Origin of the sequence: aff. Roholtiella sp. LEGE 12411 (genome assembly GCF_015206995.1) — a bacterium.
Classification (GTDB): domain Bacteria; phylum Cyanobacteriota; class Cyanobacteriia; order Cyanobacteriales; family Nostocaceae; genus Komarekiella.
The window spans coordinates 15,681-40,829 of record NZ_JADEXR010000024.1 but is presented as its reverse complement, the minus strand read 5'-3'; the positions used below and the strand labels follow the sequence as shown (position 1 = coordinate 40,829).

The 25,149-nt window shown below is 41.3% G+C and carries 18 protein-coding genes; 12 read left to right on the top strand and 6 right to left on the bottom strand.

What is annotated here, in order from left to right:
• Positions 1-101 precede the first annotated feature (101 nt).
• Complete coding sequence (locus IQ246_RS08075) at positions 102-665, bottom strand: cytochrome C (RefSeq protein ID WP_194001813.1); 564 nt, start codon at positions 663-665, stop codon at positions 102-104.
• A 142-nt stretch (positions 666-807) separates the two neighbouring features.
• Positions 808-1,950, bottom strand: a complete 1,143-nt coding sequence (locus IQ246_RS08070) for a BMP family ABC transporter substrate-binding protein (protein WP_194001811.1) — start codon at positions 1,948-1,950, stop codon at positions 808-810.
• A 336-nt stretch (positions 1,951-2,286) separates the two neighbouring features.
• On the opposite strand from IQ246_RS08070, the gene IQ246_RS08065 reads away from it, so the two are divergent.
• The 3 genes from IQ246_RS08065 (at position 2,287) to glpK (ending at position 7,692) form a co-directional block, all read left to right on the top strand.
• On the top strand, positions 2,287-3,825 hold the full coding sequence (locus tag IQ246_RS08065) for an acyl--CoA ligase (protein WP_194001809.1): 1,539 nt from the start codon (positions 2,287-2,289) through the stop codon (positions 3,823-3,825).
• A gap of 725 nt (positions 3,826-4,550) precedes the next feature.
• On the top strand, positions 4,551-5,729 hold the full coding sequence (locus IQ246_RS08060; RefSeq protein WP_194001807.1) for a helix-turn-helix domain-containing protein: 1,179 nt from the start codon (positions 4,551-4,553) through the stop codon (positions 5,727-5,729).
• 427 nt (positions 5,730-6,156) lie between these two features.
• Complete coding sequence (glpK, locus tag IQ246_RS08055) at positions 6,157-7,692, top strand: glycerol kinase GlpK (protein WP_194001805.1); 1,536 nt, start codon at positions 6,157-6,159, stop codon at positions 7,690-7,692.
• A 178-nt stretch (positions 7,693-7,870) separates the two neighbouring features.
• On the opposite strand, the gene IQ246_RS08050 is transcribed toward glpK, so the two are convergent.
• On the bottom strand, positions 7,871-8,908 hold the full coding sequence (locus IQ246_RS08050; protein WP_194001803.1) for a hypothetical protein: 1,038 nt from the start codon (positions 8,906-8,908) through the stop codon (positions 7,871-7,873).
• Between the two features lie 10 nt (positions 8,909-8,918).
• Positions 8,919-9,164 carry a hypothetical protein gene (locus tag IQ246_RS30205; RefSeq protein WP_244141959.1) on the bottom strand — a complete coding sequence of 82 codons (246 nt, stop codon included), beginning with the start codon at positions 9,162-9,164 and terminating at the stop codon, positions 8,919-8,921.
• A gap of 1,043 nt (positions 9,165-10,207) precedes the next feature.
• On the opposite strand from IQ246_RS30205, the gene IQ246_RS08045 reads away from it, so the two are divergent.
• Positions 10,208-10,771: a hypothetical protein gene (locus tag IQ246_RS08045; RefSeq protein ID WP_194001801.1), complete on the top strand. Its 564-nt coding sequence runs from the start codon at positions 10,208-10,210 to the stop codon at positions 10,769-10,771.
• Positions 10,772-10,965: 194 nt separating this feature from the next.
• Here IQ246_RS08045 and IQ246_RS08040 read toward each other — a convergent pair whose 3' ends face one another.
• Complete coding sequence (locus IQ246_RS08040) at positions 10,966-11,433, bottom strand: Hsp20/alpha crystallin family protein (protein WP_194001799.1); 468 nt, start codon at positions 11,431-11,433, stop codon at positions 10,966-10,968.
• 269 nt (positions 11,434-11,702) lie between these two features.
• Between IQ246_RS08040 and IQ246_RS08035 the strand changes: the two genes are divergently transcribed.
• Positions 11,703-11,894 carry a hypothetical protein gene (locus IQ246_RS08035; RefSeq protein WP_194001797.1) on the top strand — a complete coding sequence of 64 codons (192 nt, stop codon included), beginning with the start codon at positions 11,703-11,705 and terminating at the stop codon, positions 11,892-11,894.
• Here the strand turns inward: IQ246_RS08035 and IQ246_RS08030 are convergent.
• On the bottom strand, positions 11,884-12,747 hold the full coding sequence (locus IQ246_RS08030; protein WP_194001795.1) for a lysophospholipid acyltransferase family protein: 864 nt from the start codon (positions 12,745-12,747) through the stop codon (positions 11,884-11,886). The two genes, IQ246_RS08035 and IQ246_RS08030, sit on opposite strands and share 11 nt — an antisense overlap.
• Before the next feature lie 1,057 nt (positions 12,748-13,804).
• On the opposite strand from IQ246_RS08030, the gene IQ246_RS08025 reads away from it, so the two are divergent.
• The 7 genes from IQ246_RS08025 (at position 13,805) to IQ246_RS07995 (ending at position 24,806) form a co-directional block, all read left to right on the top strand.
• Positions 13,805-16,882: a peptidase domain-containing ABC transporter gene (locus tag IQ246_RS08025; RefSeq protein WP_194001793.1), complete on the top strand. Its 3,078-nt coding sequence runs from the start codon at positions 13,805-13,807 to the stop codon at positions 16,880-16,882.
• 99 nt (positions 16,883-16,981) lie between these two features.
• A complete protein-coding gene (locus tag IQ246_RS08020; protein ID WP_194001791.1) occupies positions 16,982-18,526 on the top strand; it encodes an HlyD family efflux transporter periplasmic adaptor subunit in 1,545 nt (514 codons plus the stop codon).
• An 83-nt stretch (positions 18,527-18,609) separates the two neighbouring features.
• On the top strand, positions 18,610-19,377 hold the full coding sequence (locus IQ246_RS08015) for a peptidylprolyl isomerase (protein WP_194001789.1): 768 nt from the start codon (positions 18,610-18,612) through the stop codon (positions 19,375-19,377).
• Positions 19,378-20,214: 837 nt separating this feature from the next.
• Positions 20,215-20,514: a hypothetical protein gene (locus IQ246_RS08010; protein WP_194001786.1), complete on the top strand. Its 300-nt coding sequence runs from the start codon at positions 20,215-20,217 to the stop codon at positions 20,512-20,514.
• Positions 20,515-21,285: 771 nt separating this feature from the next.
• Entirely contained in the window at positions 21,286-21,831 is a 546-nt protein-coding gene (locus tag IQ246_RS08005; RefSeq protein WP_194001784.1) for a hypothetical protein, read from the top strand.
• 635 nt (positions 21,832-22,466) lie between these two features.
• On the top strand, positions 22,467-23,363 hold the full coding sequence (locus tag IQ246_RS08000) for a calcium-binding protein (RefSeq protein ID WP_194001782.1): 897 nt from the start codon (positions 22,467-22,469) through the stop codon (positions 23,361-23,363).
• 147 nt (positions 23,364-23,510) lie between these two features.
• Positions 23,511-24,806, top strand: coding sequence for a calcium-binding protein (locus tag IQ246_RS07995; RefSeq protein WP_194001780.1), 1,296 nt, complete (start codon positions 23,511-23,513; stop codon positions 24,804-24,806).
• The last annotated feature ends 343 nt before the right edge of the window (positions 24,807-25,149 follow it).

Below are 25,149 nucleotides of genomic sequence, written 5' to 3'. Positions count from 1 at the left end.
GTAGCGATCGCCGCAGTGCGAGGAGTGGAGGAGGTAACTAAAAAATATATTAGTCATAATATTTTCTTGTCCCTCTATCCCCTATCCCCTTCCCCCACTCCCTATCCTTCTTCTTTAATGCGGCGAAAATTGAACTCACTAGCGCTGGGATGACAGCTAACACAGCTGCCAATTTGCACGGGACGTGGTAGCTTGACTTTTGGATGCAAAGCTTTGAAATAACGTGAGTTGTTGACGCGGTAGGGTGTTTCTTCCTCTTTTAGTTGGGTACGGGAGAAAGTCGAAAGATATTTCCATACCAAAACCCGCGGCGGATCGACTAGAGGTTGTAGTTGTGCGCCGTAGTGCTGCGAGTCTTGCAGGAGATTTTTCCAAGTTTGGCTGGGTAAGACTGCTGGTGGCAAAGCTATGTGACAAGTGGAACAGTTTTCCACATACAGTTGTTGCCCCAATTGGTACTGTGCAGGTACTATGTCCACGGTGCCAATTTCGGAAGTGGGAGTAGCACTTATAGCGCTAGTAGCCGAGGACAGAAGCCAACCCATAGCTAGACTCCAAACCAAAACCACTAAAAGTAAACCAAAAGGCTGGCGTTTGAGTTTGCGATCGCTGTAAAACCGGCCCTTTTCGCGATCGCGGGATTTATGCTTAACAAGATTTGACATTCCTCACATTTGTATTAATTAGAGATTGAGTATATAAATACACTTTATTTAACACTCATATAACTGTAACTGAATTTCTATTATTAAATAAAAAATAAGATTTCTGACAAAGCTTTTATCTCGCCAGAGACATGAAATAGGATTAGGATTTATCCTTGAGAATTGACCCTTCAATCCCTTCAACATACCAATCCATCGCTAGTTGTCCCTGATCATCTAACACCTTGCCTTTTGGTACTCGCACTACTCCCTTTTGGTCTGTCACTGGGCCATCAAAAGGATGAGCAACACCTTGAATAAACTCATCACGCTTTGTGTTCACTAATTGTTGCACATCAGCCGGAATCGCTTGATTCATTGGGGAAATATCTACCATCCCTTCACCAATACCATCCCAAACCGCTTGTGATTGCCATGTACCACTCATCACAGCCAAAGCTTTATCTGTATAAAATTTGCCCCATTTATTCATTGCAGATGTCAGATGTGCTTTTTGACCGAACTTACTCATATCAATATTGTAACCAAAAGCATAAATGCCTTTTTCCTCAGCCAGTTGCACAACAGCGCCTGAGTCAGTATGCTGCGTCATCACATCCGCATCTAAATTGATCAAAGCTTGAGCTGCGTCTCTTTCTTTAACTGGATCGTACCAGCTTTGCACCCAAAGCACCCTAACTTTTCCTTGGGGATTTGTTGCTCGCAGTCCTTGGGCGAATGCACCTATCCCTCTAATGACCTCCGGAATGGGGTAGGCTCCGATAAAACCAACTACATTAGATTTGGTCATTTTCCCAGCAATCATACCGGTTAAGTATCGCGGTTCTTCAAAGCGTCCTAAATAAGTGCCAACATTGGCAGTACGTTTGTATCCGGTACAGTGTTCAAAGACCACGTTGGGAAAATCTTTGGCGACTTTAATTGTCGGGTTCATGTAACCGGAGGAAGTTGTAAAAATTAACTTGTTGCTATCTAATGCCAGTTGGCGAATTACCCTCTCCGCATCAGCGCCCTCGTTGACATTTTCGACAAAGGTAGTTTTTACCTTATCCTGAAGATTGGCTTCCATTTCTCTGCGACCTAAATCATGGGCATAAGTCCAGCCAAAATCCCTTACAGGGCCTACATAAACAAATCCCACCTTTAAGGGTTCATTTCCTACCACAGGCGATGCCGAGGGGGACACTTGACTCTGTGAATTGGAATTTCTACCCTGAATACAGCTAGCCAAGGCAAAACTAGATCCTGCTAAAGTGGCATACTTTAGAAAATTCCGACGATCCATATTTATTGATTGGTTTACTTGCTGGAAAAGATTTTTGGGATTGTTAGTAGCGACAGACACACCATTTACTTAATTTTAGCTTTTAATTTTTGCTGGCAACTTATTCACAAAAGAAATCAAACAATGGTTGATATTATACAAAATAACAATATTTCTTAATAAAAAGGATTAGGTATTGAGTATTAAGAAGAATTTAGTACCCCTCGTTATTAGGCGGAGCTTCTCAAAAGACGTTATTAAACTGGAGTTTGGTAACGAGGCGAAACGTATATTAAAATACAGGTTTTTGCCCAACAATTACTCCTACAAGGAGATGCGGTTTCCTAGAGGTCACTAATGAACTTATTTGAGCTTTTAGCAGGGCAAGATAATCATCCAGCTTTGATCACGCCTGGTGGAGCATCGCTGAGCTATAAACAATTGCGTGAGAATGTTATTGAACTGGTATCTCAGCTTAACAGCTTTGGGTTGAAACGAGGCGATCGCTCCACCAACACCTCCGGTGAAAGCTCTGATCGCATTGCCATTGCCATGACTAATGGTTCACCAATGGCAATTACTTTTATTGCTGCTTCTCTATGTGGCACTGCTGCACCCCTAAATCCCAAATACAAGCAAGAAGAATTTGCCTTCTACTACGAAGATACTCAAGCAAAAGCGCTGATTACTCTGTCTGGGATGCCAGAAGCGGCGATATTTGCCACCACACCCGATATGATACTAATCAATGCCAGGGTCAACACTGACGGCACATTGAGCTTTGAATTAGTCAAAGCAGGCTCAGCACCAGCAGAATCATCAAATTCCCCTGCTCCTGCTGATCTTGATGATGTAGCGATGATTTTACACACCAGCGGCACAACCAGTCGTCCTAAGCGTGTCCCCATTCGCCATCGCAACCTACTTGCCTCAGCCAACAATATCATCGGTGCTTACTCCCTAACAGCATCTGACACCACGCTTTGTTTAATGCCACTATTCCACGTACACGGACTGGTAGGGTGTTTGTTAGCAACCTTGGCATCTGGCGGTACACTAGTTTGTCCCAATGGTTTTAATGCCTTAGAATTTTGGAAACTGGTAGCAACCTTCAAACCTACCTGGTACTCCGCAGCACCTACGATGCACCAGACAATTTTGGCCCGCGCCAGCCGCAACACAGAAATTGTCAAAGCCAACCCCTTCCGCTTCATTCGCTCAAGTAGTGCTCCTCTACCTCCAATTATTATTGAACAGCTCGAAGCAACTCTAAATGCTCCTGTGCTGGAATCTTACAGCATGACCGAAGCATCTCACATGATGACGACCAACCCCCTACCGCCGAAAGTGCGGAAACCCGGAACTGTTGGTTATGGCTTCGGTGTAGAAGTCGGCATCATGGATTCTGAAGGCAATCTGCTCCCCCAAGGAAGTTTAGGTGAGGTAGTAATCAAAGCACCTAATGTCATTGACGGCTATGAAAATAACCCAGAAGCTAATGCCGTTGCTTTTGTTAACGGTTGGTTCCGCACAGGCGATCAGGGTACGCTGGATGAAGATGGTTATCTCCGCCTGACTGGACGTATTAAAGAACTGATTAATCGGGGTGGGGAAAAAATTTCTCCTTTAGAGGTGGATGATGTCTTGCTGCGCCATCCTGCTGTTATAGAAGCCCTTGCCTTTGCTGTACCCCACAAAACTCTAGGAGAAGATATCCACGCTGCTGTAGTCCTCAAAGCAAAAGCCAGTAAAGAGGAACTTTTAGCACACTGCTCAACCATGTTGGCAGATTTCAAAGTCCCGAAGCAAATTCACATTCTAGATCAACTACCCCGTGGTGCTACTGGTAAGTTGCAACGGCTGGCTATGGCGAAGTTGCTTAACATTGGACAGTAAAGTTAAGTAAAAAAAGAGGAGTGACGAGACATGATAGCATTTACACCTCACTTATCACTCCTTGGATCTCGCGCGTTGATAAGCTGTTACGCATTTTCCAATTACACCAAGTTACTATTTCTCCCATCCTCTAACTAAAGAGGCGGATTATTGTTAATTGACTATGTATTGCTCCATACAAATTTTTTAGTGATTCAACTGCTGGGGGAGCAAAGCCGCTCCAGTACCGGGTACTAGGAAAAGTTTTTTAAAATTTGGTGGCGGGTAAAAGCCCCCACCATAATTTTTCTATATTTATGGTTCTTAATAATATTTTATAAATATAAAGTATTAGATAAATCATTGAATTGTATTCATGAACACATACAAATTTAACAATAATTCTACGCCTTTAGTATTAGTAGCTTGGTTCCTGTGGTGGAAGCTGCGGTAAATATTAATACTTACTGTGTTAACTAGATAACTAATAGCAAGAAACATCACAAATATTAAATTAGTGAGTAGTAGAAACTATGATTAAATAACAGATGTAATTTAATTTTGAGATATAGCACTTCCCAGACATTGTTTTACTCCTATTTCTACAAACAAATGCCAGATTTTTTTACTCTTGATTCGCTTGCTAGTTAGCTTCCTCATTTGCCAACAATAAGCTGTAAAATATTTTTCGAGGAAGTGTCTCAGAATTTTGCTCAACCTCTGCAAGCAAGTAGCGGGAAGATAAAGTGAACATAGAACTATTTCTCCAACGCACAGAAGCATTGCACAAGCGGTTAACAGATTTATACCAAACTGTTACAGTATTACCTTGGATTCCACCAGACCTCCTGCCGGAAGCTTTTAAAGAACTTTATGGCACCTCAAAGGTAGTGCAGTTAGCCGTAGAGGAACTATACCAGCAAAATGAGGAACTCATACAAACACGAAATTTTCTAGAAGCAGAACGCCAACGTTACCAAGATTTATTCGAGTTGGCACCAGACGGCTATTTAGTAACTAATGCTGAAGGCATAATTCAAGAAGCTAACCTAGTGGTTGCAAGATTACTCAATATTTCAAAACATTTTTTAGTGGGAAAACCAATAATTAACTTCGTTCCTTTAGAAGAACGTCACTATGTTCGTAGTCAGCTGATTCAGCTATGCCAATCGGACAAAGTTAGAGAATTAGTAATACGCTTCCAGCAACGTCATGGTGAGTCTTTTGATGCAGCTTTGACAGTGGCTGTTGTCCGCAATCAGCAAGGTAAGGTAATATCTCTACGCTGGGCGCTACGTAACATTAGTGAGTGTCGGCAAGAATTAACTCTAGAGAATAATGACAGTGGCCTCATGGGCGATCGCTCCATGCAGAAATATTCCAAAGGAGAAAATATTCCCGTCAACCCATTAGAAATTTTGTATGTTTATCAGGGTTTGGTTAAATTAAGTACTTTCTGTGAAACAGGCGAAGAAATAGTGATAGGGTTAGCAACAGCTGGAATGGTTTTCGGCTCTAGTATGACCTCTCTAAATATTTACCAAGTAACAGCCCTCGCTGATGTCGAGCTAGTATCAATTCACGTAGCAGAGATCGCTGCTAAACCAACGCTCAGCCATGCCCTATTACCAAAAATAAAACAGCGGTTACAGCAGACAGAAGCTTTTTTAGTCATTTCTGGAAGACGGCGGGTACAAGAGCGTTTGCACCATCTATTGCAACTTTTAAAACAGGAAGTCGGCGAAACTGTGTCGGATGGAACTCGTTTTAGTGTTCGCTTTACTCATGAAGATATTGCTAATGCCTGCTGTACTACCAGAGTAACAATTACCCGATTGATGGGCAAATTACAACAACAAGGTATGATCAGTTTCGACTCAAAAAAACATATTATTTTGAAGGATTTTGTTAATTACAGCAGTTAGCATTTTCAGAAATCATACGTAGAGACGTTACATGTTTATATGTAGAGACGTTACATGTAACGTCTCTACAGGGTTTCGGGTTTTATTTATATAGAATTGCTACATACCTGATGTTAAGCTGTTACGCAAACAGGACTTACGCAAGTGTCATATTTTTAACGCCAGAGGTTGTCCAGAGTCAAAGGTCAAAAGTCCAAGAAACCTTGATTCTTGACCCTTGACTCTTATAACAGAAGCTTTGTGTGCCAGTTGCGTAAGTCCTAGCAAATAAACTTGCATAGTTACTCATCAAGATTGTCAAGAGTCAAGGCTAACTGGACTCTGGACTCTGGAATGCGTGACTATTTAAACTAACAAGATGTTCAATTTAGGTGCGCGACAGCTTACCTGAGTTGGTAAAATCGCTATCACGGCATTCAGGGCGGCTATGCAGACACTTGGCAGCAACACTTCATCATTGGGCTACATTTTAGCACTGGACTTGGGTACAACAGGCAACCGCGCCTTTGTGTTTAACGCAGACTGCAAGATTGTCGGCCAAGCATACAAAGAACTAACGCAATATTACCCTCAGCCGGGATGGTTAGAGCATGATCCCTTAGAAATCTGGAAGGATACCTGCTGGGTGATGCAAACCGCAATTGAGAATGCCCAGATTCCACCATCGGAAATTGTTGCGCTAGGGCTGACGGTGCAGCGAGAAACCTGCTTGATTTGGGATAAAACTACAGGTAAACCATTGCATCGGGCGATTGTTTGGCAAGATCGCCGCACCGCTCCCCTTTGTCACCAGCTACAAGAGCAAGGTTATGCCCAAGAGATTTACGATCGCACCGGATTGATTATTGATGCCTATTTCTCCGCCACCAAACTCAGGTGGCTGCTAGACCATTTTGCAGACGTTGACTTAAAAAACTTCTTAGCAGGCACTATTGATAGTTGGGTGCTGTGGAACCTCACAGGTGGGAAAGTCCATGCCACCGATCACAGCAATGCCAGCCGTACAATGTTAATGAATCTCCAAACCTGTGAATGGGATGAGAGATTACTAGATATATTCCAGATTCCTGCTCATATCCTGCCGCAAATTCAGCCCAGCTTGGGAGTATTTGGAGTCACCGATACTGCAATGCTTGGCGCTGAAATTCCCATCACTGCCATCTTAGGAGATCAGCAAGCATCTTTGTTTGGTCATGGCTGCGATCGCCCCGGTTTAATGAAATGCACGTACGGCACTGGTAGCTTTTTAGTAGCTCACACGGGATCTAAACCAGTGCAATGTCTACGACGGGCTACGCCTACGAAACATCAGCTAATTTCCACTTTGGCATGGACACAAGCAAATCAAAGCGGAACTTTGGATGTAGGCTATGCCCTAGAAGGCAGTATGTTTACTACTGGAGCTTGTATCCAATGGTTGCGTGATGGCATCAAGCTGATTACAACTGCTGGGGAAACGGAAACGATGGCAAATCAAGTTGTAGACAACGGCGGGGTATACTTTGTACCTGCATTTAGTGGGCTGGGCGCACCTTACTGGGATATGAATGCCAGGGGAGCCTTTTTCGGCATTACCGCCAGTGTCCAACCACAACATCTAGTCCGTGCTGTCTTGGAAGCGATCGCCTATCAAGTTCTGGAAGTCGTGCAAGCAATTAATGCATCTAATAGTACTCCAATGGGGCGATTAATTGTAGATGGTGGTGCTTGCGAGAATAATTTCCTGATGCAATTTCAAGCTGATGTGTTAGGTATTCCAGTTGAACGCCCGATAATGCGCGATACCACTGTCCAGGGTGTAGCATGTGCAGCAGGTCTAGCTGTAGGATTTTGGCATAGCTATGAAGCACTGGTGCGTCAACGGCAGATTGAACGCGTGTTTGAACCAAGGAGTAAAAGCGCTTTGTCTAACTTCCCTACTTGGCAAAAGGCAGTTAAACGCACTCTCGCTTGGACGGAATAGTTAAGGCGTTTTATTGCTCATGGGTAGCCGCTCCACTAAGAGGGTACTGGGTACTGGGGAACTATTCTAAAATTTGGGAGCGGTTAGAGCAAATTCCATAATATTTCCGCTTCAAACCCAGTCCCTAGTCCCCATTACCCCATATCCCCAGAGGGGGCCCCACCTTCCCCAATCCCCTTTATCGTGCGCCTCCCTTCGATACCAGATTGAAGTCCCAGGTGTAAAAGCCGATTTGATCAGGAATCCTAGAGAATCTACCTGTCCGATGACCTCTAGATAATTCATTCAGCACTTTATTTTTAATCTCTCTAATTTCCTGAGAATCTAGTTCTCCATAAAGTCCGGTGATGACTTCAGCAACGCTGAAAACTTTACCTGGATTTTGTTCTAGAAGAGAGGTCATCGCATCAATTAAAAATTGACCTTCAAATGCTCTGAGCATCGGTACTACTTTTGTCTTCGGGGGTACAAAAGGTTTCTTCTTTTTGTGTCTGACATTCCTGACAGAACCATTACCATTACCTGGGATTATCAAGCTCAAATCCAGAGTGTAACAACCAGGTTCTTCGGGGACAGCTACCCAAGCATTCCTTTCTCTCCCTTGGGTAAGAGAGGATTGGACTCTACCTTTAACTACTCTGAATAGATTTGACTCCAACTCACCGTAAAGCGATCGCACGATAAAATCTATATGACACACTGTCCCAATGTATTCTTGCAACAGCTGTTTTATGGCTTCCATCCGAGAGAGAGCTTGATACTGGGGTAGCATTGGAACTTCCGACACCCTTATTGAGTTATCGTTGCTCTCTAAGGGTGTCTCTGTGACTGGTGATGTACTTGGAAGTTGGCTTTCTTCTGTATCAACAGCAGAGGAGGAACTTTCTATCTCAAAGTTGTCTGAGTCTTTGAGTTCTGACTGTATGGACTCGACTAAATCGATTTGAGAGATATCATCATGCGGTGATAGAAACAGTAGCGAGCCTTCTTGAGAAGGTTTTGAAGTCTCATCAATTGTTGCAAGTCTTGATATCTGATTATTAGGGTTTGAAAAAGACCAGTTAGACAACAATGCTTCTACATGGTCGAGCTGCGATCGCGCCTGCACAAATAAGCGTTCGTACTCTTCGGTGAGGCGAGCGTAATAGTCTCTTAATTCCAATAAGGGAGAGAGAAATGTGCCCGGAGGTGGTTCTAATTGTCCTTTTGATGTCATAGAGCTTCAATCAATTTAAATCAGTATCACTTTTATAAGACATTGGTCTAGGTTTAGCTTTGTGAGCTGTTGGTTGGGATTTTTTGTGCGCTTGGGGAGGGCGACACGTTTCACAATATAAAGGTCGTGGCCCAAAAGTCTCGCGTTTTGTAGCCTCATTGCACTCCTTACAGACAAAGTTGAAAATACGAGTATGAATCTGTCTTTTGTGCGCTCTGACAGTATATTCCCTAACATCAATGAGTTTACTTGCCATAATCAGGAATTGTGAATTTCCGTCGTATCAATGTCCTATCAATATAGCTATTCAAGCAAATGAAACTGCATCAGTGTGTGTTTACGTGGAAGTTTTATTCAAATCAATGAATTTGACGCCAACCACAAGGTACAGATGTTGCTTGGCAAAGCAACATAACATGAGAGTTACTCATCGGCTATCTCTTCAGTATTAATTCATGATGAGCAAACACTACCAGCATCTTTATAGCGCTTGATTGGGTCAACGATTTCTACTCCTAGTGCTTATCAATAACTGTTTTTGCCTAATGCGATGCACTCTAGATGCAGAGTGTATAGCTTTCAATTAAAACAAAATCCCTAACCATCATGCCAGTGCTGTAACTCAAGTACTACATCTAGCATTGACCTCGCCTACAGAAGGCAGGCACAAATTGGTTTAACTGGATAAGACTACTCTTCTACAACACTAGCTTGAAGACCTTTATAAGGACTTAAACAGATTGTAGAAATCTTACCAAAGTATTTACGCTTCAGCCCCTAATTTTATTGATTGGGATGAATTTTATATGTGGGGATGTAAGCGCAGGCGATTTTCATCGCCGTCATTTGGGGAGTTAGGGATTAGGAAGCGCGGGATTTTTCACTTCCACTGCTTATGAGCAGTAAATCAAGTCATTACCAGTGGCTCGTAGCCCATCATAAAAATACCCCACCGCTCAATCGAACCCCTCTTCCTTGTGGTAGAAGGGTGTCCAATGACAAAGCCATTTTCGTAAATAAACGACGAAACGATGGGTGGAACGTAAAACAGTGAAAATTGTATGTATTCTTCCCAACTTTCGGGTGACGCTCCTTCCTCGCTCTAAGCGTACCCCTACGGGGCGCATCTCTTGTAGAGAAGGCGCTACGCTAACAGCAGTGGCCTGGCTGTCGGGAAATCCTCCCAAGAACACTGCTTCACTGCTTTGCGTCTACGTTTATTGGATAATTTATTTATTGGGAATCTCCTACTCCATTGAGATTAGTAATAAATATATACTTTCCATACGGAGAAAAAAGATGCTTGATCTCGCTAAATTAAGTCGGTTTACTCAGTTAATGACTTTTGTAGCTTGTGGTACTCTTATGCCTGCATTTCCCATTCATATTTATCGATCCTCGGTCTTTGCACAAGAGATGAAGTCCACCGCTACTCCCTTGTTGATATCTCAAAATCGTCGTGACTACGATCGCGATACACGCAGACTCCGAGCAGAATCGGGGCCAGATGACAGAGGACGTTGGCGATTTTATAAACCAGAAGATGTCTCGCGGGATGCCATGCAAGCTCAAGGTTGCACCGATGTTGGTACTGGGGGAGCAAGTTGGCGTTGTCCACGCCGCAGTATCAGGGTAGAGGTGGATGATAATAGGCGTGATTATGGACGTCGTGACTACGATCGCGATACACGCAGACTCCGAGCAGAATCGGGGCCAGATGACAGAGGACGTTGGCGATTTTATAAACCAGAAGATGTCTCGCGAGATGCCATGCAAGCTCAAGGTTGCACCGATGTTGGTACTGGGGAAGCAAGTTGGCGTTGTCCGCGTCCCACTATAGAAGTGGATAATAGGGATGACTAAGCTGTCGCGCACCTAAATTGAACATCTTTTAGTTTAAATACAGGACTTAGGCACAGGTAACGGAAAACGGTTTTCAATTGAACAGAAGCAATTGTGGCGCTGAAAAAAAAATAGGATTGACAGGAATTTATGGATTGAAAATTGCACTGCCAATCCTGTTTATTTTCGGCTTGAGATGAACTAAAGCGACGAAATTAACCGAGATTAACCTTAACAGCTCTGTGTTTTTCTGATTCAGCTTTCGGCAAAGTTAAGCTGAGAATGCCATTTTTGTATTCAGCTTGTACTTTATCGTTTTGAACCAAAGAAGGTAACGGAATTACTCGCTGGAATTTACCATAACGGAATTCAGATCGAGTTACACCGTTTTCTTCTGTCTTGGATTCATATTTCCGCTCACCGCTAATAGAAACTGATTCAGGGGTTGCTTCTACATTTACATCTTTTGCTTCTAGACCAGGTACTTCTAGTTTCAAGTGAATTGCATCATCAGTTTCTTTGAGTTCGGCAGCAGGAATGATGGTAAATCCAGTCCTTTCATCACCATCAGTTGATACCAACCTGTCAAACAAGCGATTCATTTGCCGCTGTAAGGTGTCAATTTCTCGGAATGGTTCTAAGCGTTCAATATCCCGAAATGGATTCCAACGCATCAGTGCCATATATATCACCTCTAAGATTAAATGTTGGGTTTCTAGGAGGCTTAATTTCAAGCTTCGTAGCTTTACCGACAACCAGGATACTTTTTTCAAGCAATCCTCAATGTTTAAAAGCTCAATCTAAGCTTCCTAGTTATCACATTAGGTCAACGTTAAATTTCAGTAGGTTCGGTTTTATAGCTATGAGCGATCGCAATAACCGTACTCTATCAGAAGCGTTACAGTTCTTGACGAAATTTGTTTAGATCCGTATTATTTATAACTTGCGCTATATGCCCCATGCTGCCTATACCAGTATTACTGGTAAAAGCATGATTCCAGATGAGAAAGCACTGATGATGGTTCAGGAGTTCCAGCAGGAGTTGAATGAGACTGAACAGTGGATTGATCCGATGAATCAGCAACGGTTTGTACTTTATCCTTATCTCAAGCCTTCCTTAGTTCCAAATAGCTTTAGTGCTTGATGATCTGTGACTGGGCACGTAAGTTAACTAAGTTGTCTAACTCTTGCTGCATTTGACTTGTGACCAATTCATAGCAGGCGTTGACATACTGGCGATCGCTAGCAGCTTCTCGACCGTAGCGTTCAAAGATAATCGGAGGACAAACCCGCGTATATATAGGCACAGGCAAGGGAATGTTAGGCAGTGGCCCAAATGCTAATCCCCAAGGCAGTCCTAGATAAATAGGAAAGACTTCCGGATCAATCCCCAACAGCCAAGGCATCCCCCACTCATGGAGTTGATGCACAATTTTGTAACAGTCAGCTAGTACAATCAGCGTATCGTGAGCACCAACGGAAATCATAGGCACAATTGGCACATTCTCCCGTAGTGCCAGCTTGATAAACCCTTGTCGCCCCGCAAAATAGATTTTGTGACGTAAATAATGCGGTCGGAAGACATCTTCTGCTCCACCCGGATAAACCAACAAACTTGCTCCAGAGCGCAAGGCAGCGTAAGCCATTTTAGGATGAGCTACAATTGCTCCAGTTTTAGCAACCAGTTCCGCTATTGGGGGGCTAACCTGCCAGGCTTTGGGATGCATCAGACCATAAACAGGTCGCTCTACACCAAATCGGCGGAACCAGTCATACATCATCATTACCATATCGGGAGCCGCAAGTCCCCCATTGTGCGAACCGACAAATAAGACTTTTTCCTGAAGTGGAATATTCTCCCAGCCGCTAGTTTGAACTTGAAAATAGTAACGATATAAAAAGTCTAATAGAGGCATCAAAGATTTGATGAAGCTTGGATCTCGCTTATCTAAAGACCAACCGACTTTTTGGTTTAGGGAATGTTGTATTTTTGACATCGAAGCATCTTAACAGGATTGCTAAAGGTCAAACAATCCTTTTTGTTTTGACTACAAGAAAATATCAGTAGACCGAGCGCGGTTTTTGGTTTCTCAAAGACCCGTCACGGAAATTGAAAATATATGAGCTAAACTCAAGCATTACCGTGCGTAGACGCAGCCCGTCGTAGACATCGTCACTCGCTATGACAAGCTTAAGATCTATTTTATCGGTGCAATTTACCTCTCTACTATGTGATCTGGCTCAACTGATGACACGCCCTACAACTAAATTTCTTAATTTAGCTGTGATGACAAACATATAAAGAATGTGATTTAAAACACATGGTACGAAATTACATAGCCTATATTATCGTTTTAATTATCAATACAGCAAAAATACGTTTAATAACCTACTACTAAGATCGGCTAGCTTCACTTAACCACTAAATCATAAGGTAAATAATCTCTCAAAGATGTGTCTGTCATTACTTTGGGCTAAGTACATCCTAGAGGACAAACAAAATTTGGAAAAATCTAACGTATTCCAAGAAAAATGATCGGATTATTTAAGAATAACTGAAAAATCACCAAAACCTTTGCATATATGGCTATGGGATGAAAGTGTATTTAGTTTAACAGTGAAATGTAGGTGGTCTTGTTATTAAATGGGAGCGCAAGATTAAAAATAGTTCGTAATTCGTAATTAAGTTTTGCATTAGCGTTCGCCCTGGTTTCGTAGAGAAGCGTTAGCGAGTCCGCGTTCGCTTTTAGCGTCTCGTAGAGAGCGTCTGGGGATTTTAACCCGACCCCAAAACTTGTCGCGCAATATAAGCGAGGGACTTAGACCCTTCAAAAATGTTCAAAATAGTGGTCAGCCGATGCGCGTCTACAGTCTACATCTGTGGTTAATTATTTATTTTTGTACCTCACTCAAGTGAGAACCACTATAAGTTTGACTAAACTAAGCTCTCGCTCCTTAAGCTGACTTGCGGGAGACTTAGTTTCTCTCATCGCATTCACGAATCTTTTAATCTGATTCAGATTCATAACTAAATTATGTTTTGGAGATTAGAAAATGCCATCAGTATTTTCTAGGCAACATTTGAGTGAAAGGCTCTTGTATGTCCTGGGTGCAGCACTTTCAGAAAAAGAGTTACAAGACTTTATAACAGTAATGGAAATTGTAGAACCACCAGTAGCAAAGCAGTTTTGGCAATCTGCACATACCAATTCTGGTATTTACATTATTCTTACAGGTAAAGTCCGACTGTTGGATAGCTCTGACAATTTAATTACTACACTTTGTGCATGGTCTTGTTTCGGCGAATCGACTCTGTTTCTTGAAGCTGATTTCGCTCCTTACACAGCCAGAGCTTCGACAAACTTAAAACTTGGTTATTTCAGGCAAGAGGCATTGCAAATTTTGATGGATAGATATCCGAAAATTCGTGATTGCCTCCTTGCCCGTGCTGAACTTTGGGATTTACTGCTATTGTGTCGTCAAACTTCCCAATTTCCGTTCCACAAATCACAAATTACAGAAATAGTCAAAGCTTTATCCCTTTTTGAGCGACACCAGCTAGAAACTGGTTTTGTAAGTACACAAATATCCCAGGACTCCCAATTATGGTTATTGTACAAAGGTCAACTGCGACATTCTGAAGGCTATTTTTTGACATCAGGTAGAATCTTTGCACAACCCAAACAAGGTGATTGGCACGCAACGCAATCAACAACTGCTTACATTCTGAAAAATTCTAATCTGCAAACAGCACTAGAATTGTTTCCGGAATTAAGGAATTGCGGATTAGAGACTGGAGACGGGGAATTAGTGACTGAGAGTTGGGAAGTGGAAACTAAGAATAAATATTCCCAATCTCCAAAATCTAAAATCATTCCTTTTCCTCAACGAGATCCCCAATCACAAGCAAATCAGCAAAGCTCTCGTCCTTACTTTCCTACACCCAAGGTTGCAGCCGGGCATTTATGGGGACGCTTCAGCAAGAGCTATCCTTTCTTTGCTCAACACAGCGCCTCCGACTGTGGCGCAGCCTGTTTGATAATGATCGCTCGTTATTGGGGTAAGCATTTTAGCGTCAATAAAGTGCGGGAGCTAACTAACGTCACTCGTAGCGGTGCATCTTTGCCTGCTTTAGCAGCTGCGGCCGAAACTCTTGGTTTTATCAGCCGTCCGGTGAAAGCCAGTTTAGATAAATTAGCAGAGCAATCCTTACCAGCGATCGCTCACTGGGAAGGCAAACATTACATTGTCATTTATGAAATTACCGACAAGCAGGTGATTGTCTGCGATCCGGCGATCGGTCAACGCAACCTTACCCGTACTGAATTCAACGCTGGTTGGACTGGTTATGCACTACTTTTGCAACCCACCGCAGCACTGCAAAACGCCGAAGAAGCTAGTAGCTCATTGTGGCAATTCTTTGACTTGATTAAACCTCACTGGAAAGTTCTACTAGAAGTATTTCTGGCTTCTTTGTTGCTCCAAGCGTTTGGGTTGATCACACCAATATTTACCCAATTATTGCTAGACAGAGTGATTGTCCAGGGTAGCACCGTCACTTTAACCGCGATTAGTCTAGGGTTGCTGATTTTTGGGCTGTTCAGTATTGTGATGAACGCCGTGCGTCAATACCTGCTATCGCACACCGCTAACCGTGTCAGCGTTGCACTGTTGGTAGGTTTTATCAAACATACCTTCCGATTGCCCTTATCGTTCTTTGAGTCTCGTTATGTTGGCGATATTGTTTCTCGTATCCAAGAAAACGAGAAAATCCAGCGTTTCCTCACAGGCGAAACACTATCTATCATTCTGGATTTATTGACAATAGTTATCTATCTGGGAGTAATGTTCTTGTACAACAGAGGCATGACATTGCTAGTGCTATTGATTGTGCCGCCATTTTTTATCTTGGCGTTAGCAAGTACAAACATTTTGCGCCGGATGTCCAGAGAGATTTTTAATGCTGGATCTGAAGAAAATAGCTATCTAATTCAATCTCTTACAGGTATTCGTTCTATCCGCTCAATGGCAATTGAGCAAACAGTGCGCTGGCATTGGGAAGAACTGCTTAACACTTTGGTAAAAAAAAGTTTTAACGCACAGATAGTTGGCATTCGTTTGCAAGTAATCAGCGCCAGCATCGATAGTGTGATATCCGCAGGATTGTTGTGGTATGGGGCCTGGTTAGTAATTCATAACGAACTCACCATCGGACAATTGATAGCTTTCAATATGCTGATGGGTAATGTCATCAGTCCCTTTAAGCGATTGGCAGTGGTTTGGAATCAGTTACAAGAAATCTTCATTTCTGTGGAACGGCTGAATGATGTCTTGGGGGCAAAACCAGAAGAAGACTTACTCACCTCTTCCCGCAAGCATTTACAGACACTCCGCGCTCATATCCGCTTCGACAATGTTACTTTCCGCTATCACCCAGAAAGCGATATTAACATCCTAGAAAATATCAACTTTGAAATTCAACCAGAGCAAATGATTGCTGTTGTGGGGCGTAGTGGCTCTGGAAAAACAACCCTGAGTAAGTTAATTTTGGGCTTATATCCACCCACAAATGGCAAAGTCTTAATTGACGGTCATGATATCAAAGAAATTGCTTTGCGATCGCTACGGACGCAGATTGGTGTGGTTGATCAAGATAACTTCTTGTTTGGCGGTACAGTTCAAGAGAATATCAGTATTGCTCATCCAAATGCCTCCCTAGAAGAAATTGCAGAAGCAGCACGTTTGGCTGGAGCAGATGAATTTATTCAACAATTACCAATGGGTTATGAAACCCAAATAGGTGAAGGTGGCGGAATGCTCTCCGGTGGACAACGCCAACGCCTAGCAATTGCTCGTGCTTTATTAGGAAATCCCCGCTTGCTAATTTTTGATGAAGCCACCAGCAACCTTGATGCTGAATCAGAACGCATCATTCAGAACAATTTAAAAACAATACTCAAAGGGCGAACCAGTTTAGTAATTGCTCATCGCCTTTCTACCGTGCGTAATGCTGACTTAATCCTGGTCTTAGATCGGGGTGTCTTAGTAGAAAGCGGTACTCACGAAGCATTAATCGCCAAAAGAGGCCATTATTACTATCTGAACCAACAACAACTCGCCCAAGCAGGTTGATATAGCCGGAGGCTTAATGACATTCACGGTTTCACAACATCCTAATCTATAGACTTTTTGCTATATCAATCAACACTCATCAGTTCTAAATAATTATTTATGCCACAACCATCTCATAATTCATCATCTGCCATTGCTCATAGAGAAACAGAACACCATGATCAAACTGATGTCAATCCTGATGAATCTCTTGAGACTGATCATCAAGTAGAAGCTAAAGATTGGTTTTACGGAACTGAAGAACTACTAGATGCTTTACCCAGAGTCTGGGTACGTTCTGTACTGTATGTAATGCTTGGCTTTGCTGTTATTGTCTTACCTTGGTCAATGCTCTCTAGAGTAGATGAGACAGGAAGCGCTAGAGGCCGTATGGAACCTAAAGGAGCAACACAAAAATTAGATAGTTTATCTGGAGGTACTGTTACTGCTGTCAGAGTCAAAGAAGGAGACACCATCAAGGCAGGGCAGATTTTACTGGAAATAGAATCTGATGTGCTGCAAACAGAACTGCAACAAGCTCAAGCCCAGCTCTTGGGACTACTCAGTCAGCAGACGCAATTAGAACTACTCAAAAATCAATTACAGTCAACAATCAGTGTCCAACAGCAACAAAATAAATCTCAAGAATTAGAAAAAATCGTTCAGATTAACCAGGCGCGGCAGAATTTTAATGCTAAACAAAGTAACTACAACTTACAAAAATTAGAAAAACAGGCGTTAGTTAGTCAAGCACAGCAGCAGATTCACACTACTCACGATAATCAAAAGTCAGCCCAAGCTCGTTTGAGTATAGATTCCAGACAAGTCCAACGCTTTAGTCAACTCGTGAATGATGGTGCTGTTTCGGCAACTCAGGTTGATGAACTCAAAAAAGAACAACAAGAAAGTAAAAGACTCTATGAGAAAGCGCAGTCTGACATCAAACAAGCCCAATTGCGCTTAACTGAGGAAACGAATCGCTACCAGGCGACAATCAATTATTTGGGGTCTGATATCGAGCAAGCGAAACTCCAATTGCAAGAAGAACAGAGCAATTATGAAAGCGTCGTTCAAGCTGGAAAACTAGCTGTGCTCAAAAGTCAAGAACAACTAAAAAACCTGCAAACACAAATTACAACACTGCGATCGCAAATCATTCAAACCACAAGCCAGATCGCATCCTTAAAGTTTCAGTTAGGACAAAGAGTGGTGCGATCGCCTATTGATGGGGTGATTTTTGAATTACCTGTCTCTCAATCAGGAGCAGTACTTCAACCAGGCCAGAGGATTGCCCAAATTGCCCCTAAAAATGTTGATCTTGTACTTAAAGCTAATATACCCAGCCAGCAAAGCGGCTTCCTAAAAGTGGGAATGCCAGTAAAAATCAAGTTTGATGCTTATCCCTTCCAAGAATATGGAGTCGTACAAGGACATGTCTATTGGATTTCACCTGATACGAAAGTGCAACAAGTACCTCAAGGTAATGTCGAAAACTTTGAGTTAGAAATCATTTTAGATAAACCTTATATCCAGAATGGCAAGCAGCGTATTCAATTAAGCTCTGGCCAAACAGCAACAGCAGAAGTGATTATCCGCCGTCGCCGGGTAATTGACTTCATTTTAGATCCATTTCAAAAAATGCAAAAAGGCGGTTTGGAGCTTTAGTCAAAATGCTACGTGTGGTACTAATAATTAGTTTATTGTTACCAATCCTTTCTAACTCCCTTAATTATTAGAGATATCGTGTTATGCCCCAAAGTTTGACCATTTCTAGTTCAGACATCATTCATAGTCTCAAACTTTCCTGCCAAATACCTGATGTATTGCAAGCAATAGCATCCCAAAGCATTATTAGCGAAACGGCTAAACAGATAGGAATTACAGTCACGCCAGAAGAACTACAGCAAGAAGGAGATGATTTCAGGTTGGCGAAAAAGCTTGTTAAAGCTAAAGACACTTGGGCATGGCTAGAAAAACACCGCCTGTCTGTAAATGAGTTTGAAGAATTAACCTATAATAATATGCTTTTAAAGAAGTTAGCGAATCATTTATTCTCAGATCAAGTTGAAAAGTTCTTTTATGAACGTCAACTAGATTATGTGGCTGCTATTACTTACGAAGTCATCTTTGAAGATCGAGACTTAGCTTTAGAGCTTTTTTATGCTCTAGAAGAAGGCGAAATTAGCTTTCCAGAAGTCGCTCATCTATATATCTCAGAATCAGAACTCCGCCGTACTTATGGATACCAGGGATTACAATACCGCAAAGATTTCCGTCCAGAGATTGCAGCGGTCATATTTACTGCTGCACCATCAGAAGTTCTCAAACCAATTACGACTACCAAAGGGGTGCATTTAATTCTGGTGGAAGAGGTTATTCAACCCAAGCTAGATGAACAGTTGCGACAAAAAATTATTACAGAATCATTTTCTGACTGGTTAAAGCAACAAGTCCAGGTTATGGAGCTTTGTCTACAAATAAATTCGGAAACCAATTTACAAAGGAGAAATTACTAAAGCAATTTTAAGTCAGTTATTCACCTGTGTTAAATACTTGGTTAAATCTTCAATGCTCTCCAATACATGTGAGGGTAGAAGTCATGTTTGTTAACCCAATCAACCACAAGACTATTTTCCTGGAATGAGGCAAGCGATCGCTCTTTTTTTGTGTAAGCGAACTGCTTTATAAGCTAATGTCTAACTTGGACACAAATTCACTAATCATTTGTCATGTGTCCTTTGTTCTTTATAAAAATTTTGGCTAATGAAAAATGATAAAAGACAGCCCTCATGAATGATTGTGCAATTTAAATGTGTTTTAATTTAGCCTTTCCAGTCACACTGCTGACCAATTGGTGTACTAACCTAGTACTGCTGCGCGTAATTCGTAATTCGTAATTCATAATTTGTAGTTACTTTGTAGCAAGGGTTTTAGACATTTCAAATGAGTACTTAATTTTCGTCGTGCTGTACTAGGCTTCTCAGTTCCTCAATTGGAGCGTTTTTTTGGAATATTTTTGCGATCGCACGAGCGTGTTCGATTAAAAGTTGGTTTTTTTACTCAGTTTTAACAGTTTTGATTAAAGCGATCTCCTAGTTTATTTACTTTTGTAGAAGAATAAAAAACTAAAGAGAAAACGGTTTTTTTGTCTAAATATTACGGTTTTTATCTATGATTACTAATAGATATTTTGATGATTAAAACTGAAAATTAGGATGAAAATTTATAGGATTTTTTTGCCAAGGTTATTGACTTTTTATGAAAGCAAATATATAGTTATAAATGTAGCCAAGAAAAAGAAATTGGCTGCAAACAAAACCTCTCAAAAACACTTAGATTTCAGGAGAAAATCGATGATAATTTCTGACCTAAACTACTTGGAAAACACCTCTGAAGAAGTCTTTGGCGGTCGTGGTACTAATATCAACAACGTCTTTACTTCAGACAAGGTAGTGAAAGCTGTTGTTGACGAAAGTTACACCAAGTCAGTTACTACTAACTTGGCTGGTTTAACAGGATCTACATCTGAATTAGTTGTTAGCTCCGATGCTAGCGGTAAGTCAACATTCACTAGCGTTATCGGTGGCGTACAAACCGAAGAAGGTCGTTCTGAAACCTTTGTTAACGCTATTTCCGTTAGCAGTGGTCACTAATTGATTTAACTGGATTAGTTTAAGGTTAAGCCTGAAAACAAAAGCAGGCTAAGACGAGTAATAAAACCAACACTCCATAGCAATTGTTTTGTTGGGTTATTATATACTCTGCTTAACCTACAGTTGAATACTTAGAACTTGCTGAAAGCTATAACTTAAATATAGTTTTCAGCAGGTTTCTAAATTTATATTCGATATATTAACATAGTTGCCTAGATAATTGCAAGGCCTATGTTTTTATACTAGCCCTTTTAAGGTGATTCGTAAAATAAGATTGTTTTTTCTCAGCGCTCTCTGTCTTGAAAAGTTCAGAGCGCTGGAAACCGATGCTCCGACTTTTTGCTGTGTCTGTGCGGTTCCAAGTAATTTATCTAACCGCAGAGACGCAGAGAACACAGAGGCAAGAAATAAAAAGGGGATTTTTGGAGCCATATTTTTACCCACCTTGAAAAGGCTTGTTTTTATACTGACAAACATGTGTTCATTAATGTAGCAAGCCTGTTGTTACCCCTGAATCGTTCGTGAATTACTTATAAGGAAGACCTCAAGACAGTGCTACCTTCTGTTTACACGAGATTTTCATACTTTGATTCAGCTACGCCGTAGAATGCTAACGCACTAGTGCAATAGCATTCAATTCTTGTGTCAAGCCTGCTAATGCTAACGCTTCCACAGTTTAGCCTCTAATCACAAGTATCACAGTTGACGCTTCAATATCAGGCGAGTTGTAAGGCTGGTATTGCAGCTCTAACAGGATCAGGAGAGAGTGCAATGAATAATTCTAAAGCTAGAATCTCTACTAGCAGTGTTTTTGTCATCGGTCTATCCTACACGAATACAAGTGGTGCTGGCAGTAGTATAAACGTAATATCTACTTCCCCTTTAGACCAGACAATTAGTCAAAACAAGGAAGTTTTCATACCCGGAGCAATATCGAATAGAACTACTGTAGCAGCCACAGATTCCTTCATTAGGTCTTTAATCAGCATTAATAGCGCCACTCCCCCATTTACGGATAAAATATCCAATCAAGAAGCTGACTTTTTTGGGAACAGCGCCATTTTGAGTAACATAGACCCTGACATCTTGATTGGTACTGGTGGTAACAACTATGTCCAAAGAACTGAAGGGAACAATCTTCATTTCACCGACTTGAAAGCATCTGGAAGTTATGGGATTGACATCGTAGCAAATAACATTGTCCCAAAAAACTTGTTATTTTCAGGCTTCGATTCAACTGATAATGCCAAAGTTGACGGCATTTTAGTTCCATACCAAGACACTTTCTTGTCTGTATTCGGTGGGAATACTTTCTAGACGGTCGTCCCTTTAACAAACATAACTGCGTGTTGCAAGGAAAGAGGGAATCAAAGCCTATCCCTCTCTAGGTAAAGGTTTGACATTTAACCCTCTTTTGTTACTCTCGGAAGAGAGTAATCTATAACCTTGATTAGCTGATTTACTTTGAAGTTGCATAATTCAAATCACTAGCAAGACGCGGGGATGCAAAGATGCAATTGAATCTACCATTAGGCTTGCCCGAAATATAAATTTGGGCACAAAAAAATGGTAGAACAGAGATTTGAGCGTCTACCATTGATCTACCATTTAGACTTCGTTTTCATGTATACAAGCAGATAATTCTTACTGTTTGTGGGTTGGTTAGATTAATAATTGGTAGTTTAGTTTTATCCACTTAATCAACAGTGATATTTCCGCTGATCAATAAGATACAGGGAGTTGATATTTGTTGGGCTAAACTATCATAAATTATCTCTAATCCTGATTAGTACATTTCTGTGAAGATATCAAAGCTGATGCTCAAAGCTTTGCACAGACTGGCTTAGAAATTATCGAACAGGTCTATTAGCTTAGTATAAGATTTTTGGTAAAAATCTTGATTTTAGCTATTTGGTCAGAAAATAAATGCTCAAATTGAGGAGATAAAAAATATGGCGATCTTACGAGGGACTAGTGGAAATGATGTATTAAGTGTACCTGGCGGAGACACTAATATTGATCGTTACAGTATTTATGGTCTTGGCGGTAGTGACAACTTAACTGGCGGAGGTAGTAACGACAATATTTTTGCAGGTAATGGTGGTAATTCTATACTGAATGGCGGAGGTGGCGATGACGATTTGTTTGGCAACCTTGGTGACGATACCCTGAATGGGGGTAGCGGTAATGACAAGCTGAATGGAGGCCTTGGTAACGATGCTCTGAATGGGGATAGTGGTGATGACAAGCTGAATGGAGGTGTTGGCAATGACATCCTTTATGGAGGTCTCGACAATGATACTCTGTTCGGGAGCATTGGAGATGACTTGCTTTTTGGTGAGGGTGGCGACGACCAACTCTATGGAAGTGCTGGTAGTGACGTACTATTTGGGGGCGATGGTAACGATAATCTGAATGGAAATAGTAACGGCTCTCCTGATGCTGCTCCCCAAGGATTATTTGAAGACTATCTGGTTGGGGGTGCTGGTAGTGACATTCTAAATGGATTTGGTACTGGTGCTACAGGAACCTTTGAGGTAGATACATTAGTGGGTGGTGGTACAGTTGACGCAACCGGCACGATCACAGATTTTTCTCCTGATGGTACAAAAGACATATTTGTGCTTGGGGATGCTAATGGTTCTTTTTATGCAACTGCTGGCTCCGCTGACTATGCGATTATTTATGGCTTTGAGAAAGGTATTGATCAGTTGCAGTTGAACCCAACCGGGACTTATACATTCAGCACTACATCTGCTTTCAGTCAACTCGATACATTGATTTTTGCTGAACTTCCTAGCGGTCGTGAACTGATAGGTATTGCAGTAGGCATTGATATTATTGCCTAGATATAGGATTCCTATTTGATTTTTGAAAAAACTGCGTACACCTTTAACTCCCTTCTTTCCCATTCCCTATCCCCTATCCCCCATTTCCTGTCTCTACAAGTCAGTTCACGAATCCAATCGGATTACTATATAGCAATCCTATGTGAGTTGTCAAAATTAACGAGCCGCTTTCTTTGCAAGTCTAAAAAAAACACAGGAAATTTTATGCAGTCAGAAACTCTATTTCTTCAACCAATTGTAGATCCAGTTCCTAATCCCAATCCTAACTTTGCTAACTCTCAAGGGTTCGCTTTTTTCTCCAATTACAGTCAAAACCCTTCAGGAACTTTGACTAGCATTCAGGGAGAGACATTGGTCAAAAGCGGTGTTGCTCAAGCGATTCTTGACGCCAAAGCTACTTTTAAAAGTGACCCAACTTTTTCTTTACTCTTCGGTAACATTACTGGCATTGGTTTAGGTGGTTCCTTTGAGGGAAGCGCCAACGTCCAAACTAAAGTGGTTGCGAGTTTTGCAGTTGGTGCTAAACAAAACTTCTCATTCAATTTTTCAGCAGATATAGAATTAAAAGCCAAGGAAATTGAAAATGACAAGACTGAATATAACAAAGCTACGTCAAAAACCAGTTTTGTGGTGTTAGACACCAAAGATATAAATCAACCCAAGGTCTTAGATTATTTTGGCATCCAAGGTAAGTTAATTTCCTCTGAGCAAATTAGTGATTTTAACCTGGGAGTTAGTAGTCGTTTCACTATCAAGAATTACGAAAGAACTGGTGATATTAATGGTAATAATGGTGAAGACTCTCTTACAGTAAGAGCCATGGGTGCTTATCGAAATGTGTTTAAAGGCAATAGTAAGATAACTATAGTACAAATTAATAACAGTGGCGTTGAATTTACAGGAGACACTTTAATCGGCAATTTGGGTGAAGACGTCACCTATGGCACTATCCGGAATGATCAACTAAACGGAAGTGATTATGCGGACAAAATTTATGGCAGTTTTGGAAATGACAGACTAGATGGATACAAAGGTGATGATGTCCTCGAAGGTGGTAAAGGCGAGGATTTATTGTATGGATATCAGGGTGATGATAAACTTTATGGCGGTTGGGATGATGATCTCCTGAATGGTGGCGATGGTAATGATGTTTTAATTGGTGGGGATGGTCATGATAAATTTGTTTTCAACCATAATGATAGCTTGCTTACAAATGAGTTTGATGTAATTAAGGACTTCCAAGTGGGTATCGATAAAATTGTATTCCAAGGGTGGGGTTATGTTAATGGTGATGATTGGTTAAGTCAGATGTTTTCTCAAGGCAAGATATCGGATACTGAAGATGGTGTTATCTTTAATCTGAATACGGAATTAAATCAAGTAACATTATTACTCTCAGGCGTAAGCTCTAGCCAAATTAGTTCTGGCTCAGTAATTTTTTAGAGTAAATCCCGATTGTTCACAAGTTCAGTATACCGAAAAGTTCTGCGATCGCTACTTTGCTCATTAGCATCGTAGAACTTTTTCATCTACTGGTTTTGAGGTGCTGTTGCAATTCATAACTAGACTTTTGAGTAACTATTAAGTTTTAACAAAAGTAAATTTTATTACATAGCCAATTATTTATTTACAGCTAAAATAATTCATCCGTTTGATTGGTAATCATTTGGCATTTTGGCAACTTGTTTTCATAGTATTTTGATATATTGCATAAATTACCAAGATGTTTTTACTTGTTATACTAAAGACGGGTTTAATCCCGTCTTTTTTGTTGTTAACTATTTGG